Source organism: Afipia sp. GW821-FHT04G03 (assembly GCF_059419985.1).
Genome location: NZ_JBWKSV010000003.1, coordinates 225,801 through 250,540, shown reverse-complemented (window position 1 = coordinate 250,540; position 24,740 = coordinate 225,801). Strand labels below are relative to the sequence as shown.

Genomic DNA, 24,740 nt, shown 5'->3' with positions numbered 1-24,740 from the left:
CGCGCGGAGGCCAATCAATTACACGCCGTCATTGCGAGGAGCGTTTGCGACGAAGCAATCCAGTCTTTCTCGGTCCAAAAGAGGTGGATTGCTTCGCTTCGCTCGCAATGACGAGCAGAGACTTCAACTCTCTTCGCCGCGCAGCGGCGCGACGTCCGCCGGGGGATTTTCGGTCGGCTGGTTCTCAAGCAGATACTCGCAGACGGCGTCGCACTTCTTGCGCATGTGATCGAACATCAGCCGGCTCATCTGATCGCCGTCGCGGCGGCGCAGCGCATCGACGATGGCTTCATGCTCGCGCATGGCGTCGCTCAGGCGGTCACGGCGCACGAGATTGGCTGAATAGCGCAGCCGCTTCACGATGGCGTTCGCAGTGGCGTAGCTCGACGACAGAAACGGATTGGCGGCGGCATCGACGATGGCCTGGTGAATTTTCTGGTTGAGGCGGAAATAATCCGCTACTTCCTGCCGCAGATAGTGCGTGTACATCTCCAGATGCATCTGTTCGATGGCGGCGATGTCGGCGTCGGAGATTTTCTCGCACGCCGCCTTGCCCGCGACGAAGTCGAAACCCGCGAGCAACTCGAACAGGTTGCGGATGTCGGTTTCGGAAAACTGGCGGACGCGCGCGCCGCGATTGGGCAGCAGCTCGATCAGGCCTTCGGAGGCCAGAACCTTGAGCGCCTCGCGCAGCGGCGTGCGCGACACGTCGAACCGTTCGCACAGTTCACGCTCGGGAATGCGGCTGCCGGGCTCAAGATGCCCCTCAACGATGAAGTCGCGAATCTGGCTGAGCAGGTCGCTGTGCAGCGACGACGGCGCGGCCGCGACGACTTCCAGCGAATTGGCTCTCAAAAGATTATTCAAAATCTCAGGCCTCCCGACCTTGTGCCGGCGCGTCAGTCTGCGGGATCGAGCAAATAAATCCAGCAAATACAGAGAAGGCTGCCGCGTTATTCCCAACTCCTTTAGAGGTATCGGATATTTCGGTTGTGAAAAAGAATTATCTGAATACAATCTTCTTCAAGAAAATCTCGCAATGCACAAATGTTGCATTCAAAAAGAGTTTTGGGAGCGCCAACGATGTCCAATGCCTCTGTCCACACTGGACGGCACTTCCTCCAGATTCCTGGACCGACCAACGTGCCCGACCGCGTGCTGCGGGCGATGGACATGCCGACCATCGATCATCGCGGGCCGGAATTTGCGCAGCTTGGCTTCGAGGTGATCGAAGGCGCCAAGAAGATCTTCAAGACCAAAAACCCGGTGGTGATCTATCCCTCGTCGGGCACCGGCGCGTGGGAAGCTGCCATCGTCAACACGCTGTCGCCGGGCGACAAGGTGCTGATGGTCGAAACCGGGCACTTTGCGACGCTGTGGCGCGCGCTCGCCGAGCGCATGAAGATCGAGGTCGAGTTCGTGCCCGGCGACTGGCGTCATGGCGTCAGCGCGGCCGAGGTCGAAGCGCGGCTTGCGAAGGACAAGCAGCATCTTATCAAGGCCGTGATGGTGGTGCACAGCGAAACCTCCACCGGCGTCGCCAGCCGCATCCACGAGGTTCGCAAGGCGATGGACCGCGTCAAGCATCCGGCGCTGCTGATGGTGGATTCCATCTCGGGTCTCGGCTCGATCGAATACGATCACGACGGCTGGGGCGTCGACGTCACCGTCTGCTGTTCGCAGAAGGGGCTGATGCTGCCGCCGGGGCTCGGCTTCAACGCGATCTCCGAAAAGGCGCTGGCCGCGTCCAAAACCGCCACGTCGATCCGGTCCTATTGGGACTGGCACGAGATCCTCAATGCCAACAAGACCGGCTCGTGGTCCTACACGCCTGCGACCAACCTGCTGTACGGCCTCAAGGAAGCGGTCGCGATGCTGCTGGAGGAGGGGCTGGACAACGTGTTCGCCCGCCACAAGCGCTATTCGGCGGCGACGCGCGCGGCGGTGTCGGCATGGGGTCTTGAAAATCTTTGCCTCGAGCCGCTGGAATATTCCCCGATCACCACGGCCGTGCTGATGCCGGAAGGCCACGACGCCGACCAGTTCCGCAAGGTGACGCTGGAGAATTTCGACATGTCGCTGGGTTCGGGTCTCAGCAAGGTCAAGGGCAAGGTGTTCCGCATCGGGCATCTCGGACATTTCAACGACCTCATGCTGATGGGCACGCTGGCCGGCGTCGAGATGGCGCTCGGTCTGGCCAAGGTGCCGCACCGCAAGGGCGGCGTGATGGCGGCGATGGAGGTTTTGACGGGGCGCGATGCGTCGCCGGCACTTGCCAAGACGGCGGTGGCGTAAGGCCGCTGCCCGCACTGAATTCAAATCCGCAGCATAGCGGAAGCACAAACCAAGGTCCGGCAACGCCCGGATTCAGAAAGTTACAGGGAGAAGACCGCATGAAGACTCTCATCAAGGCCACAAGCGTGCTTGCGATGATGGCGGCCAGTGCGCCGGCTGTTGCGTGGGAACCGGCCAAGCCTGTCGAAATCGTCGTCGCCGCCGGCGCCGGCGGCGCATCCGACCAGATGGCGCGCATGATGCAGGCCGCGATCCAGAAAAATAACCTGATGAAGCAGCCCGTCATCGTCTCGCTGAAGGGCGGCGCATCCGGCGCGGAAGCGCTGATGTACATGAAGGGCAGCGAGGGCGATCCGAACAAGGTGCTGATCGCCTATTCGCTGATCTACATGCTGCCGCTGTCGGCGAAAATCCCGTTCAACTGGCGCGACCTCACGCCGGTGTCGGTGGTTGCGATGGACCAGTTCGTGCTGTGGGACAATGCGGCAGGCGCGAAATCCGTGAAGGATTTCATCGCCGCCGCCAAGGCGTCGAGCACGCCGTTCAAGATGGGCGGCACCGGCTCCAAGCGTGAGGACCACGTGCTGACGGTGTTCATGGAAAAGAAGACCGGCGCGAAGTTCTCCTATCTGCCTTACAAGTCGGGCGGCGAAGCGGCGACCCAGCTCGTCGGCAACCACACCGAAGCCAACGTCAACAATCCGTCCGAGAACCTCGAAGTGTGGCGCGCCGGTCAGGTGCGTGCGCTCTGCGTGTTCGACAAGGAGCGCATCTCGTACAAGACCAAGGTCACCGAGACGCAGTCGTGGAACGACATCCCGACCTGCAAGGAAGAGGGACTCGACATGCAGTATCTGATGCTGCGTGCACTGTTCCTGCCCGGCAAGGCGACGCCGGAACAGACCGAATTCTATGTCGATCTGTCGAAGAAGATTACCCAGACGCCGGAATACAAGGACTACATGGAGAAGCAGGCTCTGAAACCGGTCTTCATGACCGGAAAAGAGATGCTCAAGTTCCTTGAAGAGGACGATGCCCTGAACAAGTCACTCATGACTGAAGCGGGTTTCGTCGCAAACTAACCTCGTCCATCGGGGATCTGGCGCCGCTGTCCAAGCGGCGGCGTCAGATTTTACTCATCTCTCTCAAGATCGCCGCGGATTCCCGACATGGCCCAAGACATTGAAATCGTCGTCGAGGATCCGACAGCGCCGGATGAAAATTCGCCCGCCGTCACCAACACCCGCACCGTCGAAGCGGTGGTCATGGTGTTGCTGTTCGCGCTGGCCCTGCTACTCGGCTGGGACAACTGGCGCACCGGCGCGTCGTGGGATTCGACCGGCCCGCAGGCCGGCTATTTCCCGTTCTATCTCTCCATCATTCTCGGCGGCGCAGCCCTTTACGGCCTCGCCGGACTTGTGATGAGGCGCGCCGAGGGACTGGACACCTTCGTCACCCGCGCGCAGTTGCGGCGGGTCATGCAGGTGTTCGTGCCGACGCTGCTGTTTTGTCTGGCGATGCAATGGCTCGGGCTTTATGTCGCCAGCTTCCTTCTCATTGCAGGCTTCATGGCGATCATCGGCAAGATCGCGTGGTGGAAGTCGCTGCTGACCGCCTTCATTTTCGTCGCGATCATGTTCGGGGTCTTCGACATCGCGTTCGACGTCATCATGCCGAAGGGACCGCTCGAAGCGGTCTTCGGACGCTAAGCAACAGGCCGGTAGGACACGATCATGGAAGCACTCGGCCTGTTGTTTCACGGCTTCGCGGTTCTCTTCACCTGGAAGATTCTCGCGCTGATGATGGTCGGGCTCGTGCTCGGCATCTTCGTCGGCGTGCTGCCGGGGCTCGGCGGCCCCAACGGCGTGGCGATCCTGCTGCCGCTGACCTTCACGATGGACCCGACGTCGGCCATCGTCATGCTGTCCTGCATTTACTGGGGCGCGCTGTTCGGCGGCGCGATCACCTCGATCCTGTTCAATATTCCGGGCGAGGCATGGTCGGTCGCGACCACGTTCGACGGTTATCCGATGGCGCAGAACGGCCAGGCCGCGGAAGCACTGACCGCCGCGTTCACCTCGTCGTTCATCGGCTCGCTGGTCGCGGTGATGCTGATCACGTTTCTCGCGCCAAGCATCGCCGGTTTCGCGCTCAAATTCGGGCCACCTGAATTCTTCGCGGTCTATCTGCTGACCTTCTGTTCGTTCGTGGGGCTCGGCCGCGAGGCCAAGCACAAGACCATCATCTCCATGGCGCTCGGCCTGCTGCTGGCCGGCGTCGGTCTCGACACCGTGTCGGGTCAATTGCGCATGACCTTCGGTTCGACCGATCTGCTGCGCGGCGTCAACTTCCTCGTCGCGGTGATCGGCCTGTTCGGCATCAGCGAGATATTGCTGACGATGGAGGAGCGGCTTGCGCTGCGCGGCCATGCGGCGCGCATCAGCCTGCGCACGGTTATCGATGTCTGGAAGAGCTTGCCGAAGTATTGGGCGACGCTGCTGCGCTCGTCGGTGATCGGCTGCTGGCTCGGCATCACGCCGGGCGGCGCGATCGCGGCGTCGTTCATGGGTTACAATCTCGCCAAGCGTTTTTCCAAGGACAAGGAGTCGTTCGGCAAGGGCCGCATCGAGGGCGTGTTCGCGCCGGAAACCGCCGCCCATGCCTCGGGCACGGCGGCGCTGCTGCCGATGCTGGCGCTCGGCATTCCCGGCTCCGGCACCGCGGCGATCCTGCTCGGCGGCCTGATGGTGTGGGGGCTCAATCCCGGCCCGCTGCTGTTCGTGGAGCACAAGGATTTCGTCTGGGGCCTGATCGCGTCGATGTATCTCGGCAACGTCGTCGGCCTCATATTGGTATTGACGACCGTGCCCATTTTCGCGTCGATCCTGCGCGTGCCGTTCGCGGCCATCGCGCCGATGATCGTGGTGTCCTGCGCCATCGGCGCTTACGCCATCCAGAACGCGATGTTCGACATCTGGCTGATGCTGCTGTTCGGCGTGGTCGGCTACGTTTTCAAGAAGATCGGCATTCCGCTGGCGCCGTTCACGCTGGCGCTGGTGCTCGGCAGCCGCGCCGAGGACGCATTCCGTCTCGCCATGATCGGGTCGGGCGGCACCGTGAAGGTGTTCTGGTCGAACGGCCTCGTCGGCACCATCACGACGCTCGCCATCGTGCTGCTGTTCTGGCCGGTGATCGACAAGGTCTTCGACATGTTCCGGCGCAAACCAAGTCCGGCGCGGGCTTAACCCTGCGTCGCGCCGGTGACTTTGCACGAGCCTGTCGCGGCTTCCTGATCGATGAAGGGAAACTTGGTCTTCTTGAACAGCTTCGTCGTCTTCGGCTTGACGGTCAGCGCCAGCCGCTGATCGGTCTCGATCTTGCGGCCGCCGGTCTTGGACATGTAATCGCACTTCACGCGAATGTCCTTCACCGCGAAATCATTGTCGTTGGTGACGGTGATGTCGGCGGTCCCGATATTGTTGGAGCCGGGCTTGCGCCACTTCTCGATGGAGATATTGACCTTGTCGCCGGGTTCGGCGGCGAAGGCCGGGCCGGTTGCACCCAGAAAGATCGCTGCGATGGCGGACATGATGATCGGTTTCATTGTTCGAAATCCTGACGGTTTAAAATAAAATCTGAGGGCTGGGACGCAGCGGTCCCGGAATACTGAAATCAAGGTGTAGCCATTGAGTGCCAGCGTTTCGCCGCTACTATAGTGGCCGTGAAGCCGGGACGGCAACGGCATCTGGATATGACTCGCGACAGGATTTGCAATGAACGACATCTGGCGACTCCCGGCTACTGAACTTGCGTCGCACATCCGGTCTCGAAAACTCTCGGCCAGAGAAGCCGCATCGGCCGCTCTCGATCGATTGAACGCGGTCAATCCCGCGATCAACGCGGTCGTCGCTCACCGGCCCGAGGAGACGCTGGCGCAGGCGGACGCTATCGACGCCATGATCGCCAGGGGCGAAGATCCCGGCGCGCTCGGCGGTGTTCCCGTTACGACCAAGGTCAACGTCGATCAGGCCGGATTCGCTACCACGAACGGGCTGAAGTTGCAGCGTGACCTGGTGGCGCAGACCAACAGCCCGGTGGTGGACAATCTGCTCAAGGCAGGCGCGGTCATCGTCGGACGCACCAACGCGCCGGCCTTTTCTGCCCGGTGGTTCACGACGAATTTGTTGCACGGCGACACGAAAAACCCGCGCGATCCATCGATCACGCCGGGCGGCTCATCCGGTGGTGCTGCGGCGGCCGTCACGGCCGGCATCGGCCACATCGCCCACGGCACCGACATCGCAGGCTCGATCCGCTACCCGGCATATGCCTGCGGGGTGCATGGCCTGCGGCCGACCGTTGGCCGCATCCCGGCCTTTAATGCGTCATCGCCGGAGCGCCCCATCGGTCCACAGATCACGGCTGTCTCGGGTCCGATCGCGCGCACTGTCGGGGACGTGCGGCTGGCGTTTCACGCGATGTCGAGGCGCGATCCGCGCGATCCGTGGTGGGTGCCCGCGCCGCTGGAAGGGCCGGCGCGCGAGAAACGCGCGGCGATCTGCCTGCGTCCGGATGGTCTGGAGACCGCGAAGACGGTCAGCGATGCCGTTGCCGACGCCGGCAAGCGGCTGGAGCGGGCGGGCTGGATCGTCGACGAGATCACCGACATTCCGCCCTTCGCCGAGGCGGCCGATCTGCAAATGAAACTCTGGCTGTCGGATGGCTATGACGCCCTGCGGGATGCCGCCGAGCGCGAGGGCGATCCCGGAGCGCTGGCCATTCTTCGCGATCAGGAGAAGGTCGCGCGGGCGCTCGATCTTGCTACGTTCTCGAGGCTGCTGACCCGGCGCGCGACGCTGGTGCGTGCTTGGGAAATGTTTTTCGAGACCTCCGCGGTGATCGTGATGCCGCCTTGCGGAGAACTGCCGTTCGAATGGCAACTCGATCTGAAAGGCGAGGCCTCGTTGCACCGGGTGCTTCGGGCGCAGATGCCACAGATCGCGCTGCCGTTCATCGGAATGCCGGGGCTCACCGTCTCGACGGGGCTGGTCGGGCGCGTGCCTGTCGGCGTTCAGATCGTCGCGGGCCGTTACAGGGAAGACCTTTGCCTGGCGGCAGGCGAAGCCGTTGAGGCGGGCGGCGTGCCGGCAAGCCCGATCGATCCCGTGCTGGCCTGAAGGCGGCGCTTGGCGCGGAAGACACTTTCGGTTTCGGAAAGCAGCTGCTGCGTGCGCCGCACCACGCTTCGTCCGGCCTTGAGATCGCGGTTGGCCACGTGAAGCAGCCGGTGGCCCTCCACGACGAGTTCGCGGGCGTGTTGCATTTGCTCCGCAAATGAAACAGCCGCAGATACTGCTTTGACCGTGGTCATGGTGCGTTTCCTGTCTGCGTGCCCGGCAGTCACCAACGGCGATGCTAGCCAATAGTTCAGCGTGAGTCCCGCCGGGCGATGAAATTTTCCACCGCCAACCGATTCGCAGCCAACGCCTTGGCATTCCGGAGGGATTCTCCGTTGAACCGGTTCGGGGGCGGGGCCGTCCAACCAAAATGCCGCAGCGCCACCCCTCTCCATCCTTTGACTTGGCAAGGGGCGAACGGCGTCGCAGAAGGGTCGCATGCGAATTCGCGCGGCCCTCTGGATATTGCTTTGCCTGCCGGTGGTTCTCGCGGCCACGCAGAGCCATGCGGGCACAATGGAGCGCGGCGCTGCGATCACCGATCCCGAGATTTTGCGCGCGCTCGACGGTGCAAGGTTATCTCTCGCGCGGCTTCTCGGCGCGGACGCCGGCAGTTCGAGCGCAGGCCTGTTCGCGCTGCCGTCGATGGCGACCGTTCAGGCCGCGACCGACCGCGACTTCAACAGCTATGTCGTTGCGCACAAGGATGGGACCGACAAGGTCAATCTGTTCGACCGCGACGCGCTCAATGCACCGGACACGCGCTTTGAACTCGTCGGCGTCGTCAACCGGATGGACCGCGCCTATGTGTCGCCCGGCGAATGCGGTGAAATACGTCTGGTCTATCGCCCCATTACGAACCACGAGTCCACGAACAAGGACAGGCCTCCGTCGCGGCTGCCGATGACGCTGAGCCTCATCATGAAGGCGAGGCCCGCCAATGCAGGCGGGCTGACCTGTGGCGAACTGGCGAAACGATGGCTGGCATTGGGTGATCCGCTTCCTGCGGATGCAGGTGCAACCCTGACGGCCAGTGGCGGCGCGCTGGAATGGATCGCGCGCGAGGCCATCGACCGCATCGAGATCAACGTTCAGGTCGCGCGGGCGTCGGCCGATGCGAATGATTTCGAAGGCAGGGCGGATTATCTGATGAAGGTGTTCCGTTACGATCCGCAAGCTGCGCGCTTCAACGAGTCGCCGCTGGAAAACCAGATCGACGTTGCGCGGATTCGTTCGGATGCGACACTCGCCGCTGACTTCAGAGCATGGCTGCTCGATCCCGCGCACCTTGCAGACTTCGATCGCGGCACGGTCGTGCTGCCGGATCGTTTTCTGGCCATGAGCGCAATCAACCAAACGCCGTCGCATGTCGATGTCGATAGCGCGGCGCGCGATCTGTTCGCGGACGACGACATCGTAGCCGCGCTGGCGCGAGTCTCGGCGAACGCGCCGCTCCAGAACACCCTGTCGCCGGCAGGCTTCGCGCGCCGTCTCGACGACATGACCTGCGCCGGATGTCACCGCACCCGCGCGGTCGGCGGCTTTCATGTCACGGGTCTTGAGCGTCCGGGGCGGCCATCGGCCAGCGTCGTGGCGGCCGCGTCGCCGCATTTCTTCGGCGATCAGGAGCGCCGCCGCGACATTCTCGCGGCGTTTCGCGACGGCCGTACGCCGGACTTCTCGCGCGGATTTTCTGCGCGTCCGCAGCCGCGCCGTTCGCATGAACTGGCCGGCACCACCTACGTCAACGGCTGGGGTGCGGTGTGTGCCGCGCCGGCCGCCGATGCTGCACCGGACAAGAGCTTTGCGTCATGGACCTGCGCGGAGGGACTGACGTGTCAGCCGCTCCCCGGCGCGACTGCATCGCGCACCGGGTTCTGTTTTCCGAAATGACCCGTTGCGTTGTTACGCCACAATCCCTGCGGCGCGCATCTTGGCGATCTCCGCCGCCGTGAAGCCCGCAGCACTCAGCACCTCGTCGCTGTTCTGCCCGACATTCGGCGCCATGCGCGGCTGCACTTTCTTTGCGCCTTCGATGAAGATCGGCGTGTTGATGGTGCGCAACTCGCTGTCAGCAAACGGTACGACGGCCTCCGTCACACGCATCTGTTCGTCGTCTGGAATGTCAGTCGGAATGCCGACCACGCCGAAGATCAAGCCGTTGCCGTCAAGAGCCTTGCGCCAGTAGGCGAGGGGCTTGGTCGCGAACACCTTGTCGAGAATCGCGATCAGTTCCGGCGCATGCTTGTGACGCGCCACCTTGGTCTCGAACCGAGGATCGGCCAGCAGGTCTTCGCGCTCGATCACCTTGGTGAAGACGGGAAACTGCTTCTCCTCGTTGAGAAGCGACAGGATGATCCAGCGGTCGTCGGCGCATTTGTAATGGCAGGTGACGGCATTGAGTGCGCGGTCGCGCGGCGGACGCTTCTGGAAGGTCGCGCCGCAGAGTGCGGCCTGCGCATAGATGCCGTTGGACCAGATGCCGTTGACCATGAGGTTCGACATCACTTGTGTACCCTTGCCGGTGCGCTCGCGCTGGTACAGCGCGGTGACGATACCGGCGAACAAAGACATCGCGCAGGGATGGTCGCCCATGCCGGGCATCGAGCGTGCGGGCGTGGATTCGTCGGTTTCGCGCACGAGGTCCATCAGGCCGGAACGCGCCCACCACGCGTTGCTGTCGAAGCCCGGCTTGTCGGCTTCCGCGCCGGTCTCGCCGTAGCCGGTGAACGACGCATAGATCAGCCGGTCGTTGAGCGGAGCGAGATCCTTCCAGGTGACGCCGAGCTTCTTGCGCACAGGCGGTGGAAAGTTGGTGATGAACACGTCGCACTCGGCGGCGAGCTTGCGCAGCACGGCCTGGCCCTCGGGCTTGGAGAGATCGAGCGCGAGGCTCTTCTTGTTGCGGCCTTCCAGCATCCACGCATAGTTGTGCGGGCTGATCGGGTATCCCGGCAGGTTGGGCAGGTTGCGGACCGGATCGCCCGCGCCCGGCGGCTCGATCTTGATGACGTCGGCCCCGAAATCGGACAGCGCGGTGGCGGACGACGGCGCGGCGATGAAGCTCGCACAGTCGATGACCTTGAGACCCTCGAAAATTCCCTGGCCCATTTCGGCGTATTCCCTTGTTTCTTGCTTCGGGACCGCCGGTGGGTGGGGGCCCGCTAATCGTTTTTGCGTTCGTCCGAGATCGCCTTGCCGTCGTTCGGCAGCGCGCCCGGGGCGACCAGAGTGACATTGCCCTGCAGCTTTGTCACGGCACGCAGGGTGGACGCAACCGCATCCCGCAATGCATCGCCGGGGGTTGCGGTTTCCGCCGACAGCGTCATCACATCGGCCTCGTTGTCGCGGGTGACAATGAGGCGAAGCCGCCCCAGTTCGGGGTGCCGTTTGCCGACTTCGGCGATCTGCTCGGGACGAACGAACATGCCCTTGACCTTCGCGGTTTGATCGGCGCGGCCCATCCAGCCCTTGATGCGCATGTTGGTCCGGCCGCAGGGGCTTTGTCCGGCAAGGACCGCGCTGAGATCGCCGAGCGCCAGGCGAACCCACGGATGATGCGGGTCCAGCGTCGTGACCACGATCTCGCCGACATCGCCGTCCGCGACCGGTTCGCCGGTTCCGGGCCTGACGATTTCGACGATGATGTTTTCGTTGACCACAAGGCCTTCGCGCGCGGAGGTCTCATAGGCCACGACGCCGAGGTCGGCGGTGCCGAACATCTGATAGGCGTCGATACCGCGCGCTTTCATTTCGTCTTGAAGTGATTTTGGAAACGCAGCGCCTGACACAAGCGCGCGCTTGATCGAGGATGCGTCGCGGCCCGCCTTGTCGGCAGCGTCGAGCAGGATCTTGAGAAAATCCGGCGTGCCGGTATAGGCGGCGGGGCGATAGGCCTCGATCAGTTCGAACTGCTGTTCGGTATTGCCAGGGCCGGCGGGAATCACCGCGCATCCGAGCGCGCGGGCCGCGCCGTCGAAGATGAAGCCGCCCGGCGTCAGGTGGTAGCTGAAGGTGTTGAGCACGACATCGCCGGGGCGGAAGCCGGCGGCGTACAGCGCGCGCGCGCCGCGCCACGCATCGAGGCTGACGGACTCGGGCTCGAAGATGGGGCCGGGCGAGGTGAACAGCCGCCCGAACGATCCGGTATGCGCATGGACGAAGCCGCCGAACGGCGGCGTTGCCTTGTGCAAGGCAGGCAATTCCGATTTGCGCAGCACCGGCAATGTCGCCAGCGCCGCGCGGTCCGTGATGGTCGCGAGGTCGATACCCTTGAGACGCTCGGCATAGGCCGGAGCCTTCGCGGCTGCGCGCAGCAGGTCCGGCAACCGCATGAACAGTTCGGTGTCGCGCTCCTGCGGCGAGCGTGTTTCGAGGGCGTCGAAGTGGCTAGTCATTGACGGTCCATTTATTCGTCATTGCGAGGAGCGAAGCGCCGAAGCAATCCAGTCTCTGCTTCAATTCTCATCGCGACTCGGTGTCGGCCATCCGTGGATTGCTTCGCCGCGCTCGCAATGACGTTACAGCCAGCGCTTGCGGCGTTTGAAGCTCTTGAGGTTCTTGAAGCTCTTGCGCTGATCGCCCGCGCCGCCGAGATAGAATTCCTTGACGTCTTCGTTGTCGCGCAGTTCGGCGGCGGTGCCGTCGAGCACAACCTTGCCTTGCTCCATGATGTAACCATGGCTCGCCACCGACAGCGCTGCGCGCGCATTCTGCTCGACGAGCAGGATGGTGACACCGAGGTCACGGTTGATCTGCTTGATGATGCCGAAAACTTCCTTGACCAGCAGCGGCGACAGACCCATCGACGGCTCGTCCATCAGGATCACTTTCGGGCGCGCCATCATGGCGCGGCCGATCGCCAGCATCTGCTGTTCGCCGCCGGAGAGATACCCGGCGAGGCCGGTGCGCTCCTTGAGGCGCGGGAAATACTTGTAGACCATGTCGATGTCGTCATCGACATTCTTGTCGCTGCGCGTAAAGGCGCCGAGCCGCAGATTTTCCAGCGACGTCATGTCCGAGATAATGCGGCGGCCTTCCATCACCTGAAAGATGCCGCGACGCACGATCTTGTCGGGATCGATGCCGTCGATGCGCTCGCCGTCGAATACGATTTCGCCGCGGGTGACTTCACCGTCCTCGGTCTTGAGCAGGCCGGAGATCGCCTTCAGCGTGGTCGACTTGCCCGCGCCGTTGGCGCCCAGCAGCGCGACGATTGCGCCCTTCGGCACGTCCATGCTCAGGCCGCGCAGCACGAGGATGACGTTGTCGTAAACCACCTCGATATTGCGCACGGCGAGCAGCGGCGCGGCAGTTGCTGCGGCGGCCGGTCGGGCATCTTGTTCAGCGGCTGTTTGCACGGTGGTCGTCCTGGGTTTTCTGAACCTCTCCCTGTTTACGGGGAGAGGTCGAAGCCTGAGCCTAGCGAAGGGTTCGGGTGAGGGGCGATGCTCCGAACCGGGAGTTGTGTGCCCCTCACCCCAACCCTCTCCCCGCAAAGCGGGGAGAGGGAGCAGGGTGTTACCAGCCGAGCCATTCGTTCTTGCGCGGCAGATCGACGGTCTTCACCTTCTCGAGCTTGACCGTGCCCGCCTTGACGAGATCAGCGACGGACGCATCGGTCGCGCCGGAGACCTTCATCCGGTAGATGTCGACCTTGAGCGTCGGACGGTGATCCTTGTCGGTCCAGGTCGAGGGATTGCAGACGCCTTCCATACCGGCCGGCACCCAATCCTTCTTCTGGTAGAAGCCCTTCTTGACGTTCTCGCCGACCGCGCCGCCGTTCTTGGCGGCCCATTCGACGGCTTCCTTCATGTACAGCGCGGTGCAGACGCCCGCGACGTAGTGCACCGGACGGTAAGCCGTGCCGGCCGCGTCGGACATCTTGGAGATCTCCTGGACCATCTTCATGCCGGGTGCGTTGCCGCCCCATGCCACAGCGGTGCGCAGCGGGAACACCACGCCATCGGCGGCGGTGCCGGCGGCCTTCGCGGCGTTCTCGTCCATGCCCCAGACGTTGCCCATGAACTGGACGTCGGTACCCGCGGCCTTACACGCGTTCAGCACCGAGATGTTGGAGCCGGCGGTGTTGCCGAGATAGGCGTAGTTCGCGCCCGAACTCTTCAGCGTGAGACACTGCGCGCTGTAGTCGCCGGGGGTGAGGGCGAACACAATCGCCGGAAGCACCTCGAAGCCGAGTTCGGCGGCGAGCGCCTCACCGGCTGCCTTCGGCGCGTTCGGATACGGATGGTTCGCACCCATGTGAACGTATTTCGGCTTGCCGGACTTGCCCTTGGACTTCCAGTCGTCCGCGGCCCACGTCAACATGCCGCGCAGCGCGTCCGAGTAGCTCGGGCCGTAGAAGAAGTTGTAAGGCGCGGGCTTGCCCTTGCCGCCGGCGCCGGTCGGGTCCGAAAGCGCCGCTGCGTAGGAGCCCGAGATGTCCGGAATCTTGTCTTCCGACAGGAAGCCGGTGAGGGCTTCGGTATCGGCGGTGCCCCATCCGAGAATGGCGGCGACCTTGTCGGAGCCGGACCATTTCTTGTACTGCGCGATGGCGCGCGGCACCTGATAGCCGTAGTCGACGGTGTCGACCTTCACCGGCTTGCCGTCGATGCCGCCGTTCTTGTTGACGTAGGCGAACGTGTCCGCGACGCCCTGGCCGAACGGCGTGCCGACGTCGGACGTCGCGCCGGAATAATCGGCCAGATGGCCGAGCGAGACTTGCGCCTGAGCGACGCCGGCCGTACTGCCGAGCAGCAGGGCGAGCGACGCCGTACTCAATAATTTCGTCATGGTCATAAGCGTAGTCCTCCGGTTTCCTCTTGAGATTTCTTGCGAGGTCTTCTTGTTTTGTCCCGTTCCGACCTCAATGCGAGAACGGGTAGAGTTTCCAGTAAGCCTTGATTTGCCGCCACCGGTGGGCAAGCCCGTCCGGCTCAAAAATCAGAAAGACGATAATGATGACGCCGATGGCCATCTCGCGCAAGAAAGCGATGTTGTTCTTGAGGCCGAGGGCTTGATCGATCGAGCTGCCGCTGAGTGCTGCGCTGATCCATTCCATCGATTCCGGCAGCAGGACCATGAACGCGGTGCCGAGCAGGGTGCCCATGATCGATCCGATGCCGCCGATGATGATCATGGCGAGGAAGATGATGGAGCGGTCGATGCCGAAGCCTTCGTTGGAGACCACCTGATTGTAATGCGCGTAAAGCGCGCCGCCGACGCCGGCGAAGAATGCCGCGAGGCCGAACGACAGCGTGCGGTATTTGGTGAGATTGATGCCCATGATCTCGGCGGAGAGATAGTGATCGCGCACCGCGACCAGCGCGCGTCCGTCGCGCGTCCGCATCAGGTTGGTGACGAACAGATAGCAGACGATCACGTAGGCCAGCACCACGTAGAAATATTGCCGGTCGCCGCGCAGCGTCTTGCCGAAGATCGAGAAGGCGTCCGCGTGCGCGGGCACGCTGCCGCCGGTGAACCATTCGGCGCGCGAGAAGAAGTCGAGCAGGATGAACTGCGCGGCCAGCGTGGCGATGGCCAGATAAAGTCCTTTCAGCCGCGCGGCGGGCAGGCCGAAGATCAGGCCGACGAGCGCGGTGACGAGACCGGAAAGCGGAATGGCGAAGAACACCGGAACGTGCAGCTTGCTCGACACATAGGCGGAGGTAAACGCGCCGAAGCCGAAGAACGCCGCGTGGCCTATGGAAATCTGGCCGGTGAAGCCGACCACGATGTTGAGGCCGAGCGCGGCGATGCCGAAAATGCCGATCTGGATCAGCAGGCTCAGCGCGTATTCGTTCAGCACATAAGGCGCGAAACAAATCAGCACGATACCGACGATCATCGCGTTGCGGCTGGTCGTGGTCGGAAACACAGTGGTGTCCGCCGCGTAAGTGGTGCGGTAATCGCCTGCGGGGAGAAGGGTGTGGCCAGCCATGATCAGATCCGCTCGATGTCTTTGGTGCCGAACAGGCCGTAAGGCTTGATCATGAGGATGATGATGAGCGCGTAGAATGGCGCGATCTCGAACAGGTTGCCCCAGTGCAGGTATTCGCTGTCGACAAAGTGCGCGAGATTCTCAAGCAGCCCGATGATGATGCCGCCGAGCACCGCGCCGCCGACGCTGTCGAGGCCGCCGAGGATCGCTGCCGGGAACACCTTGATGCCGTAGGCGGCGAGGCCCGCCGACACGCCGTTGACCACCGCGACGACGACGCCGGCCACTGCCGACACCGTTGCGGAAATCGCCCACGCCATCGCGAACACGCTCTTCACGGAGATCCCGAGCGATTGGGCGACCTGCTGGTTGAATGCGGTCGCGCGCATGGCGAGGCCGTACTTGGAAACCTTGAAGAACCACGCCATGCCGCCCATCATCGCCACCGACACCGCGAGGCTGAGGATGTAGACGGTCTGCACCTGCATCCCGAAGATATTGACGAGCTGGGTGTTGAAGATTTTCGGGAACGGCTGAAGGTTGACGCCGAACATCCATTTCATCAGCGCCGAGAACACCGTGGACAGCGCGATCGTCACCATGATGACGGAAATGATCGGCTCGCCGATCATCGGGCGCAGGATGATGAGCTGGATCAGGATGCCGAAGATGAACATGAAGACGAGCGTGATCGGCATACCGATCCAGAACGGCACCTGATACTTTGTCAGCAGGAACCAGCACACCCATGCGCCGATCAGCAGCAGTTCGCCCTGCGCGAAGTTGACCACCTGCGTGGCCTTGTAGATCAGCACGAACGACATCGCGACGACGCCATAAAGCGTGCCGACGACGAGGCCGTTGATCAGGAGCTGGATGAGAAGCTGGGTGTTCACTCTGCGGCCTCCGCCGTCTTGTGGCGCGTGCCGAGGTCGATCACCGGCAGCGTGCAGCGGATGCGCTGGGTGGTGCCGTCCTGGAAGCGGATCACGGTATCGATGTCGATGTCGGGCCTGTCGCCGTAGATGGCATTGATGATGTCGGCGTACTTCTCATTGATGACGGTGCGGCGGACTTTTCGCGTGCGCGTCAGTTCGCCGTCGTCGGCATCGAGTTCCTTGTACAGCAGCAGGAACTTGGAAATGCGCTGCGCGGGCGGCAGCGAGGCGTTGACGGCTTCGACTTCCTTGCGCAGCAGTTCATAGGTCTCGGGGCGCGAGGCGAGGTCGGTGTAGGTGGTGAAGGAAATCCGGTTCTTCTCCGCCCACTTCGAGACGATCGAGAAGCGGATGCAGATCATCGCCGCGAGGTAATCACGTCCGTCGCCCAGCACCACGGCCTCGGCGACGTAGGGCGAGAATTTCAGCTTGTTCTCGATGTATTGCGGCGAGAAGCGGTCGCCGCGCGCGGTCTGCGCCAGGTCCTTGATACGGTCGATCACCACAAGCTGCTTGGCCTTGTTGAAGTAGCCCGCATCGCCGGAATGCATCCAGCCGTCGCGCATGTCGACGGCGGTCGCGGCTTCGTTTTTGTAGTAGCCGGTGAACATGTTCGGATGACGCACGACGATCTCGCCGACGCCGTTGACGTCGGGGTCCACGATCTGGATCTCGATGGTTTCGCCCATCGGCACGCCGGTGGTGTCGGGATCGACGGCATCGGCCGGATGCAGGGTGAACGCGCCGAGCGTTTCGGTCTGGCCGTAGAGCGTGCGCAGCGGCACGCCCATGGCGCGGAAAAACTTGAACGTGTCCGGACCAAGTGCTGCGCCGCCGGTCGCTGCCGAGCGCAGCCGCGTAAACCCGAGACGGTCGCGCAGCGCGCGGAACACCAGCGTTTCCGCGACCACAGACTTCTTGCCCGCGTCAAGCGCCGAGAGCCCGGCCTTCATGCCGGTTTCATACAGGGTCTGTTTCATCGCCGAGGCGTCCATCACGCGGGCGCGGACGTCGGCGGCGATGGCTTCCCAGATCCGCGGCGCGAACAGCACGAATGTCGGCGCGATCTCGCGGAAGTCGTTCATCATGGTGTCGGACTGTTCGACGAAGTTCACCTTCATCCGGCTCAGCAGCCCTTTGCCGAGCGCGTAGACCTGCTCCATGATCCAGGGCAGCGGCAGCACCGAAACGTATTCGTCGTCCGGACCTTTGGGATCGAACGAGAGATAAGTCGCGCAGTGGCGCAGCACGCTGCCGGCGGTCAGCATCGCGAGCTTGGGGTTCGACGTGGTGCCCGATGTGGTGCAGAGAATGGCGACGTCGTCGCTCTTCGTCGCGTCCACGAGCTGGTCGTAAAACTGCGGCTCGCGGGCGGCGCGGTCGCGTCCCATCTTCGCCAGCACGTCGGCCTCGATCAGGCGCGGGTCGCTGTATTTGCGCATGCCGCGCGGATCGGAATAGACGATGTGTTTGAGATGCGGCGCGCGGTCGCCGAGTTCGAGCAGCTTGTCGACCTGTTCCTCGTCCTCGGCGAACACGATCTTGGTTTCGCCGTAGGTCAAAAGGTACAGCACTTCTTCGGGAAGCGATTCACGGTACATGCCGAGCGACATGCCGCCGATGGCGTGGGCCGCGATTTCAGCGGCGACCCAGTCCGGCCGGTTGTCGCCGATGATGCCGATGACATCGCCGCGCTTGATCCCAAGCTCAACCATGCCCAGCGTGAAATCACGGACGCGGTTCTGGTAGTCGTCCCAGGTGAAGACGCGCCAGAGACCGAAATCCTTTTCGCGCAGCGCGATGTCTTTGCCGTTGTCCCTGGCGTTCAGCCGCAGCATTTTCGGATAGGTGTCGGCCTGCGCGACGCGGCCTGTGTAATCCATCATGACGCGGCCTCCGCAACCGGGAGCGTGTCGTCGAGGGCATCGAGCACCTCGTCCTCCTCGCCGAGATAGGCCTTGCGCACATGCGGATCGTCCAGCACGTCGGCGGGCAGGCCTTCCGCGATCTTGCGGCCGAAATCCAGCACGGTGACGCGATGGGAAATGTCCATCACCACCCCCATGTCGTGCTCGATCATCATCACCGTCATCCCGTACTCTTCGTTGAGATCGACGATGTAGCGGGCCATGTCTTCCTTCTCCTCGAAGTTCATGCCGGCCATCGGCTCATCGAGAAGAATGAGTTTGGGTTCGAGCGCCATGGCGCGCGCGAGTTCGACGCGCTTGCGCAGGCCGTAGGAGAGGGTGCCGGCGGTCGCCTTGCGCACCGACTGGAGATCGAGGAAGTCGATGATCTCCTCGACCTTGCGGCGGTGCTCGAGTTCCTCGCGCCGCGCGCCGGTCAGCCAGTACAGCGAGCCGGTGATGAAATTGTTTTTCAGGAGGTGATGCCGGCCGACCATGATGTTGTCGAGCACGGTCATGTGGTGGAACAGCGCGAGATTCTGGAATGTGCGGCCGATGCCGAGTGCCGCGCGGGCATTGGGCTTGAGGCCGGTGATGTCGCGGCCCTGATAGAAAAGCTGTCCCTCGGTCGGGGTGTAGCGGCCGGATACGCAGTTGACGATCGAGGTCTTGCCGGCGCCGTTGGGGCCGATGATCGAGAACAACTCGCCTTCGTTGACGCCGAAGCTCACATCGGTCAGCGCGCGGACGCCGCCAAACCGCAGTGAGACTCCCCGTACCTCCAACGCGTACGACACTCAGTTCCTCCCAGATACGGCGCTTGGCGCGCTCTTTATCTATGGTTCGCTACCACGGCACCGATCCTACAACGGGCGGTCCGGGTAAGCCATTCTACTATTGATGTTTTGCGCCACACGACGGATGTGTCGCAGCCGTCCTTACGGCAAAGCGCGACATCAAAATGTCTTGCGCCTGACAATTCGTTGGGCAATTTCCACAAGTGCGCGGTATACCAAAGGACATTTGCCGCGCCGCAACATTGCGCGATGCGAGGGGCAGTCGAGACAGCATGGTTTCCGCGGAATATCTGAAGCGCATTGCGGTCTGGTCGCGCGGCCTGAACGAGCGGGAGATCGAAGTCGCGCGCGCCGGTGTGACGGAGAAGTCGTTCAGCACGAACGAATTCATCTGCATGCGCGGCGACCACTTCGAATACTGGATGGGCGTTGTCACGGGGCTGGTCCGGATCGGCACCGGCTCACGCGACGGCAAGGCCGTGAGCTTCACCGGCATGACCAACGGCGCATGGTTCGGCGAGGGAACCGTGCTCAAGAACGAAGCCCGCCGCTACGATGCCGTGGCGTTGCGCGACACGCGCCTCGCGCTGATGGACCGCGCGACGTTCTTCTGGCTGTTCGAGAACAGCGTCGGGTTCAACCGGTTCCTGGTGGGTCTGCTGAACGAGCGGCTCGGCCAGTTCATGGGTCTCGTCGAATACGGCCGGATGCTGGATGCGAAGGCGCGCCTCGCGCGCTCAATCGCGTCGCTGTTCAATCCGATCCTGTATCCGGATCATACGCGCCACCTGGACATCACGCAGGAAGAACTCGGCGCCATCTCCGGCATCTCCCGGCAGAACGCCAATCAGTGCCTCAAGACATTGGAGCAGGAAGGCCTGCTGCGTGTCGAATACGGCGGCGTGACGGTGATCGACCTGGAAAAATTGCGCGGATACGGAGAATAGGCGGAGCTGTCTCACCACGCATTCTTTCAGGCGCGTTTCACTCCGCCCATTCCTGATCGGTCGTAAAGACAATGGACAGCCAGCGGTCGGGCGTGTCGTTGCCGATGGCCTCGCCGATCTCGTCGCGGATCTTGTCCCATTCCTCAAGCCGCTTGGGCGGCAAGCCGGCGGGGACGATGAAGTAAAGCTCGATCTGCCGTCCGCGGCCGACGCGCGCGACATAGGCCCGGTAGGACAGGAATTGATAGCGCAGCACGATTTGCTGGGCGATGGCCTCGACGTGCTGCATGAGATCGGGCGGCGTGACCAAGAGCGCGTCGGCAAGCGCCTGACGCACGGTGCCGATCGGAATCGGAATCACAATCAGGCAGACGATCGCCAGCGCGGCCGGATCGATGTAGGGCGACATCCATTTCAGGCTGGTGCCCTGAATCATATAGCCGAAGATGAAGGCAACGAGCAGGGCGGCTGTCAGCCCCGCGGACATCATCCAGGCCTTTGCGTCCAGCGCCACGAAGTTGGATTTAATGGTCCGGTTGGCTCTTGCGTCGAAGATCGCCATGCCGATGGCGGCAAGCGTTATCACCACGGCGTAGATGATCGCCTGGTCGAAGGCGAGTTCGCGCCCTCCCGTCAGCAGGCTGCCAATTGCGTTGATCAATGCATAGATCGCGGCACCCATCAGCAGAATGCCGTTCAGTCCGAGAACCATCGGCTCCAGATGCCAGAAGCCCATGGTGAACTGTGCGATCAGTCTGGATTTGGAGCCGCCTTCGCGCGTCGATGCCGCGATCAGATTGGCGACGAGCAGGGCGAGGATCGTCATGACAGCGTCGATCAGCGCGTAGACGCCATCGAAAACAATCGCGTAGGACCCTGACAGAAGACCGAACAGAATTCCCAGCCCGGCCAGAACCAGGGTGACAACTATCGACAGGCGCAGAACGTTTTGTTCGGTCCGCATGTGTTATCCGACGGGTCTGCGATGTCATCCGGACATCACAGAACGGACGATATCACACCTCCAGCCATTCCTTGCGGATGGCGTCGTTGGCCTTGAGGTCGGCGGGCGTGCCCTCGAACACGATGCGGCCGTGGCCCATGACGTAGACCCTGTGCGAGATGCGCATCGCGATCGACAGCTTCTGCTCGACCAACAGGATCGAGACGCCTCGCCGGGCAATCTCGGCGATGAGATCGCCGACCTGCTGCACGATCAGAGGCGCGAGGCCCTCGGTCGGCTCGTCGATCATGACCAGTTCGGGATTTCCCATCAGCGTGCGGCAGATGGTCAGCATCTGCTTTTCGCCGCCCGACAGCACGCCGGCCGCCGTGTCGGCGCGTGCTTTCAGGTTCGGAAACATCTCCAGCATGTCGTCCAGCTTCCACTTGCCGGGATGCCGGGGGTCCTTGACGCCGAGCAGCAGGTTCTGCCGCACGGTCAGGCCGGGGAAGATGTCGCGATGCTCCGGAACGTAGCCGAGGCCGAGATGCGCGATCTTGTAGCTCGGCAGGCCGGCGATGTTCTGGCCCTTGAAATTGATGGTGCCGTGCGGCGGCACCTCGCCCATGATCGCCTTCACGGTGGTCGAGCGCCCGACGCCGTTGCGTCCGAGCAGGCTGACGACCTCGCCGGCGCCGATGGTCATATCGACACCCTGAAGGATGTGGCTTTTGCCGTAGTAGGCGTGCAGATCCTGAACGTCCAGCATCAGGCAGCTTCCTCGCCCAGATAGGCTTCCTTGACCTTCGGACTGTTGCGAATTTCTTCGGGCTTTCCGGAGGCGATGATATTTCCGTACACAAGAACCGAGATACGGTCGGCGAGGCCGAACACCACGCTCATGTCGTGCTCGACGATCAGCAGCGTCTTGCCGACGGTAAGGCGGCGGATCAGTTCGACCGCGCGCTCCGTCTCGGCGTGGCTCATGCCGGCGGTCGGTTCATCCAGCAGGATGACGTCGGCGCCGCCCGCGGTGGTGATGCCGATTTCAAGCGCGCGCTGTTCGGCGTAGGTCAGAAGGCCGGCGGGGACGTCGCGCCGCGAGGTCAGGCCGATGTCCTCCAGGATCTGCGCGGTGCGCTCGCGCACCTCCGGCAGCTTGTCGACGCTTTTCCAGAACGCGTATTTGTGTCCCGTCGCCCACAGCACGGCGCAGCGCAGGTTCTCCCACACCGTCATGTTGGCGAACACGTTGGTGACCTGAAACGAGCGCGACAGGCCGCGGCGGTTGATCTGATAGGGCGGCAGGCCCGAGATTTTCTCGCCGCGCATCAGCACCTCGCCGCTGGTCGGCGCCATATAGCCGCTGATGAGGTTGAACGTGGTCGACTTGCCGGCGCCGTTCGGGCCGATCAGCGCATGGCGTTCGCCCTGCGCGACCTTCAGGTTGAGGTCGCGGATCACCTTGGTGATGCCGAAACTCTTCTGGACGTCGCGGATTTCGATGGCGTCGGGCTTCACATCGGACATCATGCCCCCAGCTCCTTCGCGCGCGCTGCGGTCAGCGCTTCGTCCCAGGCCACGGCGACCCGCTTCCACGTCATGCGCGCAATGATGAAACCACCGACGACCAGGACCAGCGCAGCAATCCACGTTACCGGGCTTGCTGCATTGAAAGGAATGCCGAACGCCCTGACGTTCGGGTCCTCCATCGAATGCATCGTGTAGTGAACGACGGACTCGATGGCGAGCATCAGCCCGACCATCATCGCCAAGGTGGGGATCAGCGCCACGACATAGGACGGCAGAACCTTGCCCAGCGTACCGCCCCGGATCAGGGGACGATGCATCATCAGGAGCCCGGTGATGCCGCCGGGCGCGAACATCACGACCGCGATGAAGAACAGGCCGAAGTAAAGCTGCCACACGGTGGTCACGTCGCTCAGGCCGAGCGACAGGATCGTGACAAAGACCGCGCCGACGATCGGGCCGATGAAGAACCCGATGCCGCCGATATAGGCGGCGAACAGCACGGTGCCGGATTGCACCGCGCCGAGGTAGGCGGAGTTCGCGATCTCGAAGTTGATGGCGGCCAGCGAGCCGGCGATGCCCGCGAAGAAACCCGAGAAGCAGAACGCGAGGTAACGCACCACATGCGGATCGTAGCCGACGAACTGCACGCGCTCGGGATTGTCGCGCACGGCGTTGGACATGCGGCCGAGCGGGGTGCGGGTCAGCGCGTACATCGCGATCATGCTGATCAGCGTCCACGCCGCGACCAGATAGTAGATCTGGATCTGCGGGCCGAAGTTCCAGCCGAACACGCTCAGCAGCTTGGTGCGGTTCGCGGAGATGCCGGCTTCGCCGCCGAAGAATGTCCGCAGGATCAGCGCTGACGACGCGACGAGTTCGGCGACGCCCAGCGAGATCATCGCGAAGGCCGTGCCGCTTCTTTGTGTCGATACCCAGCCGAGCAGGATCGCAAACACAAGCCCGGTCAGGCCGCCGATCAGCGGCACGATGGCCAGCGGGATCGGCCACTTGTTGCCGCCGATGATATTGATGGCGTGGATCACGAGGAAGCCGCCGAGGCCGTAATAGACGGCGTGGCCGAACGACAGCATGCCGGTCTGGCCGAGCAGGATGTTGTAGGACAGCGCGAAGATGATCGAGATGCCGATCAGGCTGAACGTGGTGAGTGAGCCGCCGGAACTGAAAATCTTGGGCAGGATCAGCAGCGCAAGGCCGGCTGCAATCCAGAGCCCGTAGAATTTCAGATTCTCGGTGGCGGTCGGCGGCGGGGGCGCTACGCGTGCGGTGATGTCGCTCATGTGTCGCGCGTCCCCATAAGGCCCATCGGGCGGAAGGCGAGGATCAGCACGAGCAGCACGTAAGGCATGATCGGCGCGACCTGCGCGACGGTGACATTCCAGATGTCGGACAGCCATGTCGAGGCATAGGCCGGGCTGAGCGGGCCGAACACCTCGGATAGCGAGCCGTTCATCGACACCGCAAAGGTTTGCAGTAGGCCGATCAGCAGCGAGGCGATGAAGGCGCCCGACAGCGAGCCGAGCCCGCCGACCACAACGACCACGAACAGAATGGGTCCGAGCAGACCGGCCATGTTCGATTGCGTCACCAGCGCCGGGCCGGCGATTACGCCCGCCACCGCGGCGAGCGCGGTGCCGACGCCGAACACCATCATGAAGATGCGTCCGACATTGTGGCCGAGATGGCCGACCATGTGCGGATGGGTGAGGGCGGCCTGCACGATCATGCCGACGCGGGTTTTCTTCAGCGCAACCAGCAGGGCAAGGAAGATGCCGACCGAGACCAGCAGCATGAACATCTTGTAGGCGGGATAGTTGGTCGAGAAGATCGTGAACGCCGGAAAGTCGAGCAGGGGCGGCACGCGGAAATCCACCGGGCTCTTGCCCCAGATGATCTGCACGATTTCTTCAATGGCGAACGCGAGGCCGAAGGTGAACAGCAGTTCGGCGACGTGGCCGTTCCTGTGGACCTGCCGCAGGCCGTAGCGCTCGACACCGGCGCCGATCACGCCGGCGATCAGCGGAGCGATCAGCAGCGCGGGCCAGAACCCGAACCACCGGCTGATCTGGAATCCGAAAAATGCACCGAGCATGTAGAAGCTTGCATGCGCGAAGTTCAGTACGCCGAGCATACTGAAGATCACTGTCAGGCCGCTGGCCATCAGGAACAGCAGCATGCCGAACAGCACGCCGTTGAGCGTGGATATGACGATTAGCTCAAGCACGACCCCAGCACTCCCCCCG

22 protein-coding genes are annotated in these 24,740 nt (G+C 63.0%); 7 read left to right on the top strand and 15 right to left on the bottom strand.

The window, feature by feature from the left end; genetic code table 11:
• Positions 1–123: 123 nt before the first annotated feature.
• Entirely contained in the window at positions 124–867 is a 744-nt protein-coding gene (locus AC07UB_RS15620; RefSeq protein ID WP_494654546.1) for a GntR family transcriptional regulator, read from the bottom strand.
• Between the two features lie 216 nt (positions 868–1,083).
• Between AC07UB_RS15620 and AC07UB_RS15615 the strand changes: the two genes are divergently transcribed.
• The 4 genes from AC07UB_RS15615 to AC07UB_RS15600 all read left to right on the top strand — a co-directional run bounded on the left by AC07UB_RS15615 (position 1,084) and on the right by AC07UB_RS15600 (position 5,540).
• Positions 1,084–2,295 (top strand): pyridoxal-phosphate-dependent aminotransferase family protein, encoded by a 1,212-nt coding sequence (locus AC07UB_RS15615; protein ID WP_494654548.1) that lies wholly within the window; start codon positions 1,084–1,086, stop codon positions 2,293–2,295.
• Positions 2,296–2,393: 98 nt separating this feature from the next.
• Positions 2,394–3,377 (top strand): Bug family tripartite tricarboxylate transporter substrate binding protein, encoded by a 984-nt coding sequence (locus AC07UB_RS15610; protein WP_492790371.1) that lies wholly within the window; start codon positions 2,394–2,396, stop codon positions 3,375–3,377.
• A gap of 87 nt (positions 3,378–3,464) precedes the next feature.
• A complete protein-coding gene (locus tag AC07UB_RS15605) occupies positions 3,465–4,004 on the top strand; it encodes a tripartite tricarboxylate transporter TctB family protein (protein WP_492790370.1) in 540 nt (179 codons plus the stop codon).
• Positions 4,005–4,028: 24 nt separating this feature from the next.
• Entirely contained in the window at positions 4,029–5,540 is a 1,512-nt protein-coding gene (locus AC07UB_RS15600; RefSeq protein ID WP_492790369.1) for a tripartite tricarboxylate transporter permease, read from the top strand.
• Here the strand turns inward: AC07UB_RS15600 and AC07UB_RS15595 are convergent.
• The gene (locus AC07UB_RS15595) at positions 5,537–5,899 is read right to left on the bottom strand and encodes a hypothetical protein (RefSeq protein ID WP_494654551.1); all 363 of its coding nucleotides are present in this window, start codon (positions 5,897–5,899) and stop codon (positions 5,537–5,539) included. The genes AC07UB_RS15600 and AC07UB_RS15595 overlap by 4 nt on opposite strands.
• A 169-nt stretch (positions 5,900–6,068) precedes the next feature.
• On the opposite strand from AC07UB_RS15595, the gene AC07UB_RS15590 reads away from it, so the two are divergent.
• Together AC07UB_RS15590 and AC07UB_RS15585 are read left to right on the top strand one after the other, a co-directional pair.
• A complete protein-coding gene (locus tag AC07UB_RS15590; protein ID WP_494654553.1) occupies positions 6,069–7,472 on the top strand; it encodes an amidase family protein in 1,404 nt (467 codons plus the stop codon).
• Between the two features lie 438 nt (positions 7,473–7,910).
• Complete coding sequence (locus AC07UB_RS15585; RefSeq protein WP_494654555.1) at positions 7,911–9,365, top strand: hypothetical protein; 1,455 nt, start codon at positions 7,911–7,913, stop codon at positions 9,363–9,365.
• 12 nt (positions 9,366–9,377) lie between these two features.
• On the opposite strand, the gene AC07UB_RS15580 is transcribed toward AC07UB_RS15585, so the two are convergent.
• The 8 genes from AC07UB_RS15580 to AC07UB_RS15545 form a co-directional block, all read right to left on the bottom strand.
• Positions 9,378–10,583 (bottom strand): CaiB/BaiF CoA transferase family protein, encoded by a 1,206-nt coding sequence (locus tag AC07UB_RS15580; RefSeq protein ID WP_494654557.1) that lies wholly within the window; start codon positions 10,581–10,583, stop codon positions 9,378–9,380.
• Between the two features lie 53 nt (positions 10,584–10,636).
• Complete coding sequence (locus AC07UB_RS15575; RefSeq protein WP_494654559.1) at positions 10,637–11,869, bottom strand: phenylacetate--CoA ligase family protein; 1,233 nt, start codon at positions 11,867–11,869, stop codon at positions 10,637–10,639.
• Positions 11,870–11,992: 123 nt separating this feature from the next.
• Positions 11,993–12,832 (bottom strand): ABC transporter ATP-binding protein, encoded by an 840-nt coding sequence (locus tag AC07UB_RS15570; protein WP_492790363.1) that lies wholly within the window; start codon positions 12,830–12,832, stop codon positions 11,993–11,995.
• 160 nt (positions 12,833–12,992) lie between these two features.
• Entirely contained in the window at positions 12,993–14,273 is a 1,281-nt protein-coding gene (locus AC07UB_RS15565; protein WP_492790362.1) for an ABC transporter substrate-binding protein, read from the bottom strand.
• 67 nt (positions 14,274–14,340) lie between these two features.
• On the bottom strand, positions 14,341–15,414 hold the full coding sequence (locus AC07UB_RS15560; protein ID WP_492790361.1) for a branched-chain amino acid ABC transporter permease: 1,074 nt from the start codon (positions 15,412–15,414) through the stop codon (positions 14,341–14,343).
• Positions 15,415–15,416: 2 nt separating this feature from the next.
• Positions 15,417–16,310, bottom strand: coding sequence for a branched-chain amino acid ABC transporter permease (locus tag AC07UB_RS15555; RefSeq protein ID WP_492790360.1), 894 nt, complete (start codon positions 16,308–16,310; stop codon positions 15,417–15,419).
• On the bottom strand, positions 16,307–18,238 hold the full coding sequence (locus AC07UB_RS15550) for a long-chain fatty acid--CoA ligase (protein WP_492790359.1): 1,932 nt from the start codon (positions 18,236–18,238) through the stop codon (positions 16,307–16,309). The genes AC07UB_RS15555 and AC07UB_RS15550 overlap by 4 nt, the downstream gene beginning before the upstream one ends.
• Positions 18,235–19,056 (bottom strand): ABC transporter ATP-binding protein, encoded by an 822-nt coding sequence (locus AC07UB_RS15545; RefSeq protein ID WP_492790358.1) that lies wholly within the window; start codon positions 19,054–19,056, stop codon positions 18,235–18,237. The genes AC07UB_RS15550 and AC07UB_RS15545 overlap by 4 nt, the downstream gene beginning before the upstream one ends.
• Before the next feature lie 272 nt (positions 19,057–19,328).
• Here AC07UB_RS15545 and AC07UB_RS15540 point away from each other — a divergent pair, with 272 nt between their 5' ends.
• Positions 19,329–20,003 (top strand): Crp/Fnr family transcriptional regulator, encoded by a 675-nt coding sequence (locus tag AC07UB_RS15540; RefSeq protein WP_492790357.1) that lies wholly within the window; start codon positions 19,329–19,331, stop codon positions 20,001–20,003.
• A 37-nt stretch (positions 20,004–20,040) separates the two neighbouring features.
• On the opposite strand, the gene AC07UB_RS15535 is transcribed toward AC07UB_RS15540, so the two are convergent.
• From AC07UB_RS15535 to AC07UB_RS15515, 5 genes are read right to left on the bottom strand one after another with little or no spacing between them, the layout of a single operon-like run.
• The gene (locus tag AC07UB_RS15535; protein WP_492790356.1) at positions 20,041–20,967 is read right to left on the bottom strand and encodes a cation diffusion facilitator family transporter; all 927 of its coding nucleotides are present in this window, start codon (positions 20,965–20,967) and stop codon (positions 20,041–20,043) included.
• Positions 20,968–21,019: 52 nt separating this feature from the next.
• Positions 21,020–21,715: an ABC transporter ATP-binding protein gene (locus AC07UB_RS15530; RefSeq protein WP_492790355.1), complete on the bottom strand. Its 696-nt coding sequence runs from the start codon at positions 21,713–21,715 to the stop codon at positions 21,020–21,022.
• Positions 21,715–22,479 (bottom strand): ABC transporter ATP-binding protein, encoded by a 765-nt coding sequence (locus AC07UB_RS15525; RefSeq protein ID WP_492790354.1) that lies wholly within the window; start codon positions 22,477–22,479, stop codon positions 21,715–21,717. Before AC07UB_RS15525 ends, AC07UB_RS15530 begins: the two co-directional genes overlap by 1 nt.
• A complete protein-coding gene (locus AC07UB_RS15520; protein ID WP_492790353.1) occupies positions 22,476–23,777 on the bottom strand; it encodes a branched-chain amino acid ABC transporter permease in 1,302 nt (433 codons plus the stop codon). Before AC07UB_RS15520 ends, AC07UB_RS15525 begins: the two co-directional genes overlap by 4 nt.
• The gene (locus tag AC07UB_RS15515; protein WP_492790352.1) at positions 23,774–24,721 is read right to left on the bottom strand and encodes a branched-chain amino acid ABC transporter permease; all 948 of its coding nucleotides are present in this window, start codon (positions 24,719–24,721) and stop codon (positions 23,774–23,776) included. The genes AC07UB_RS15520 and AC07UB_RS15515 overlap by 4 nt, the downstream gene beginning before the upstream one ends.
• Between the last annotated feature and the right edge of the window lie 19 nt (positions 24,722–24,740).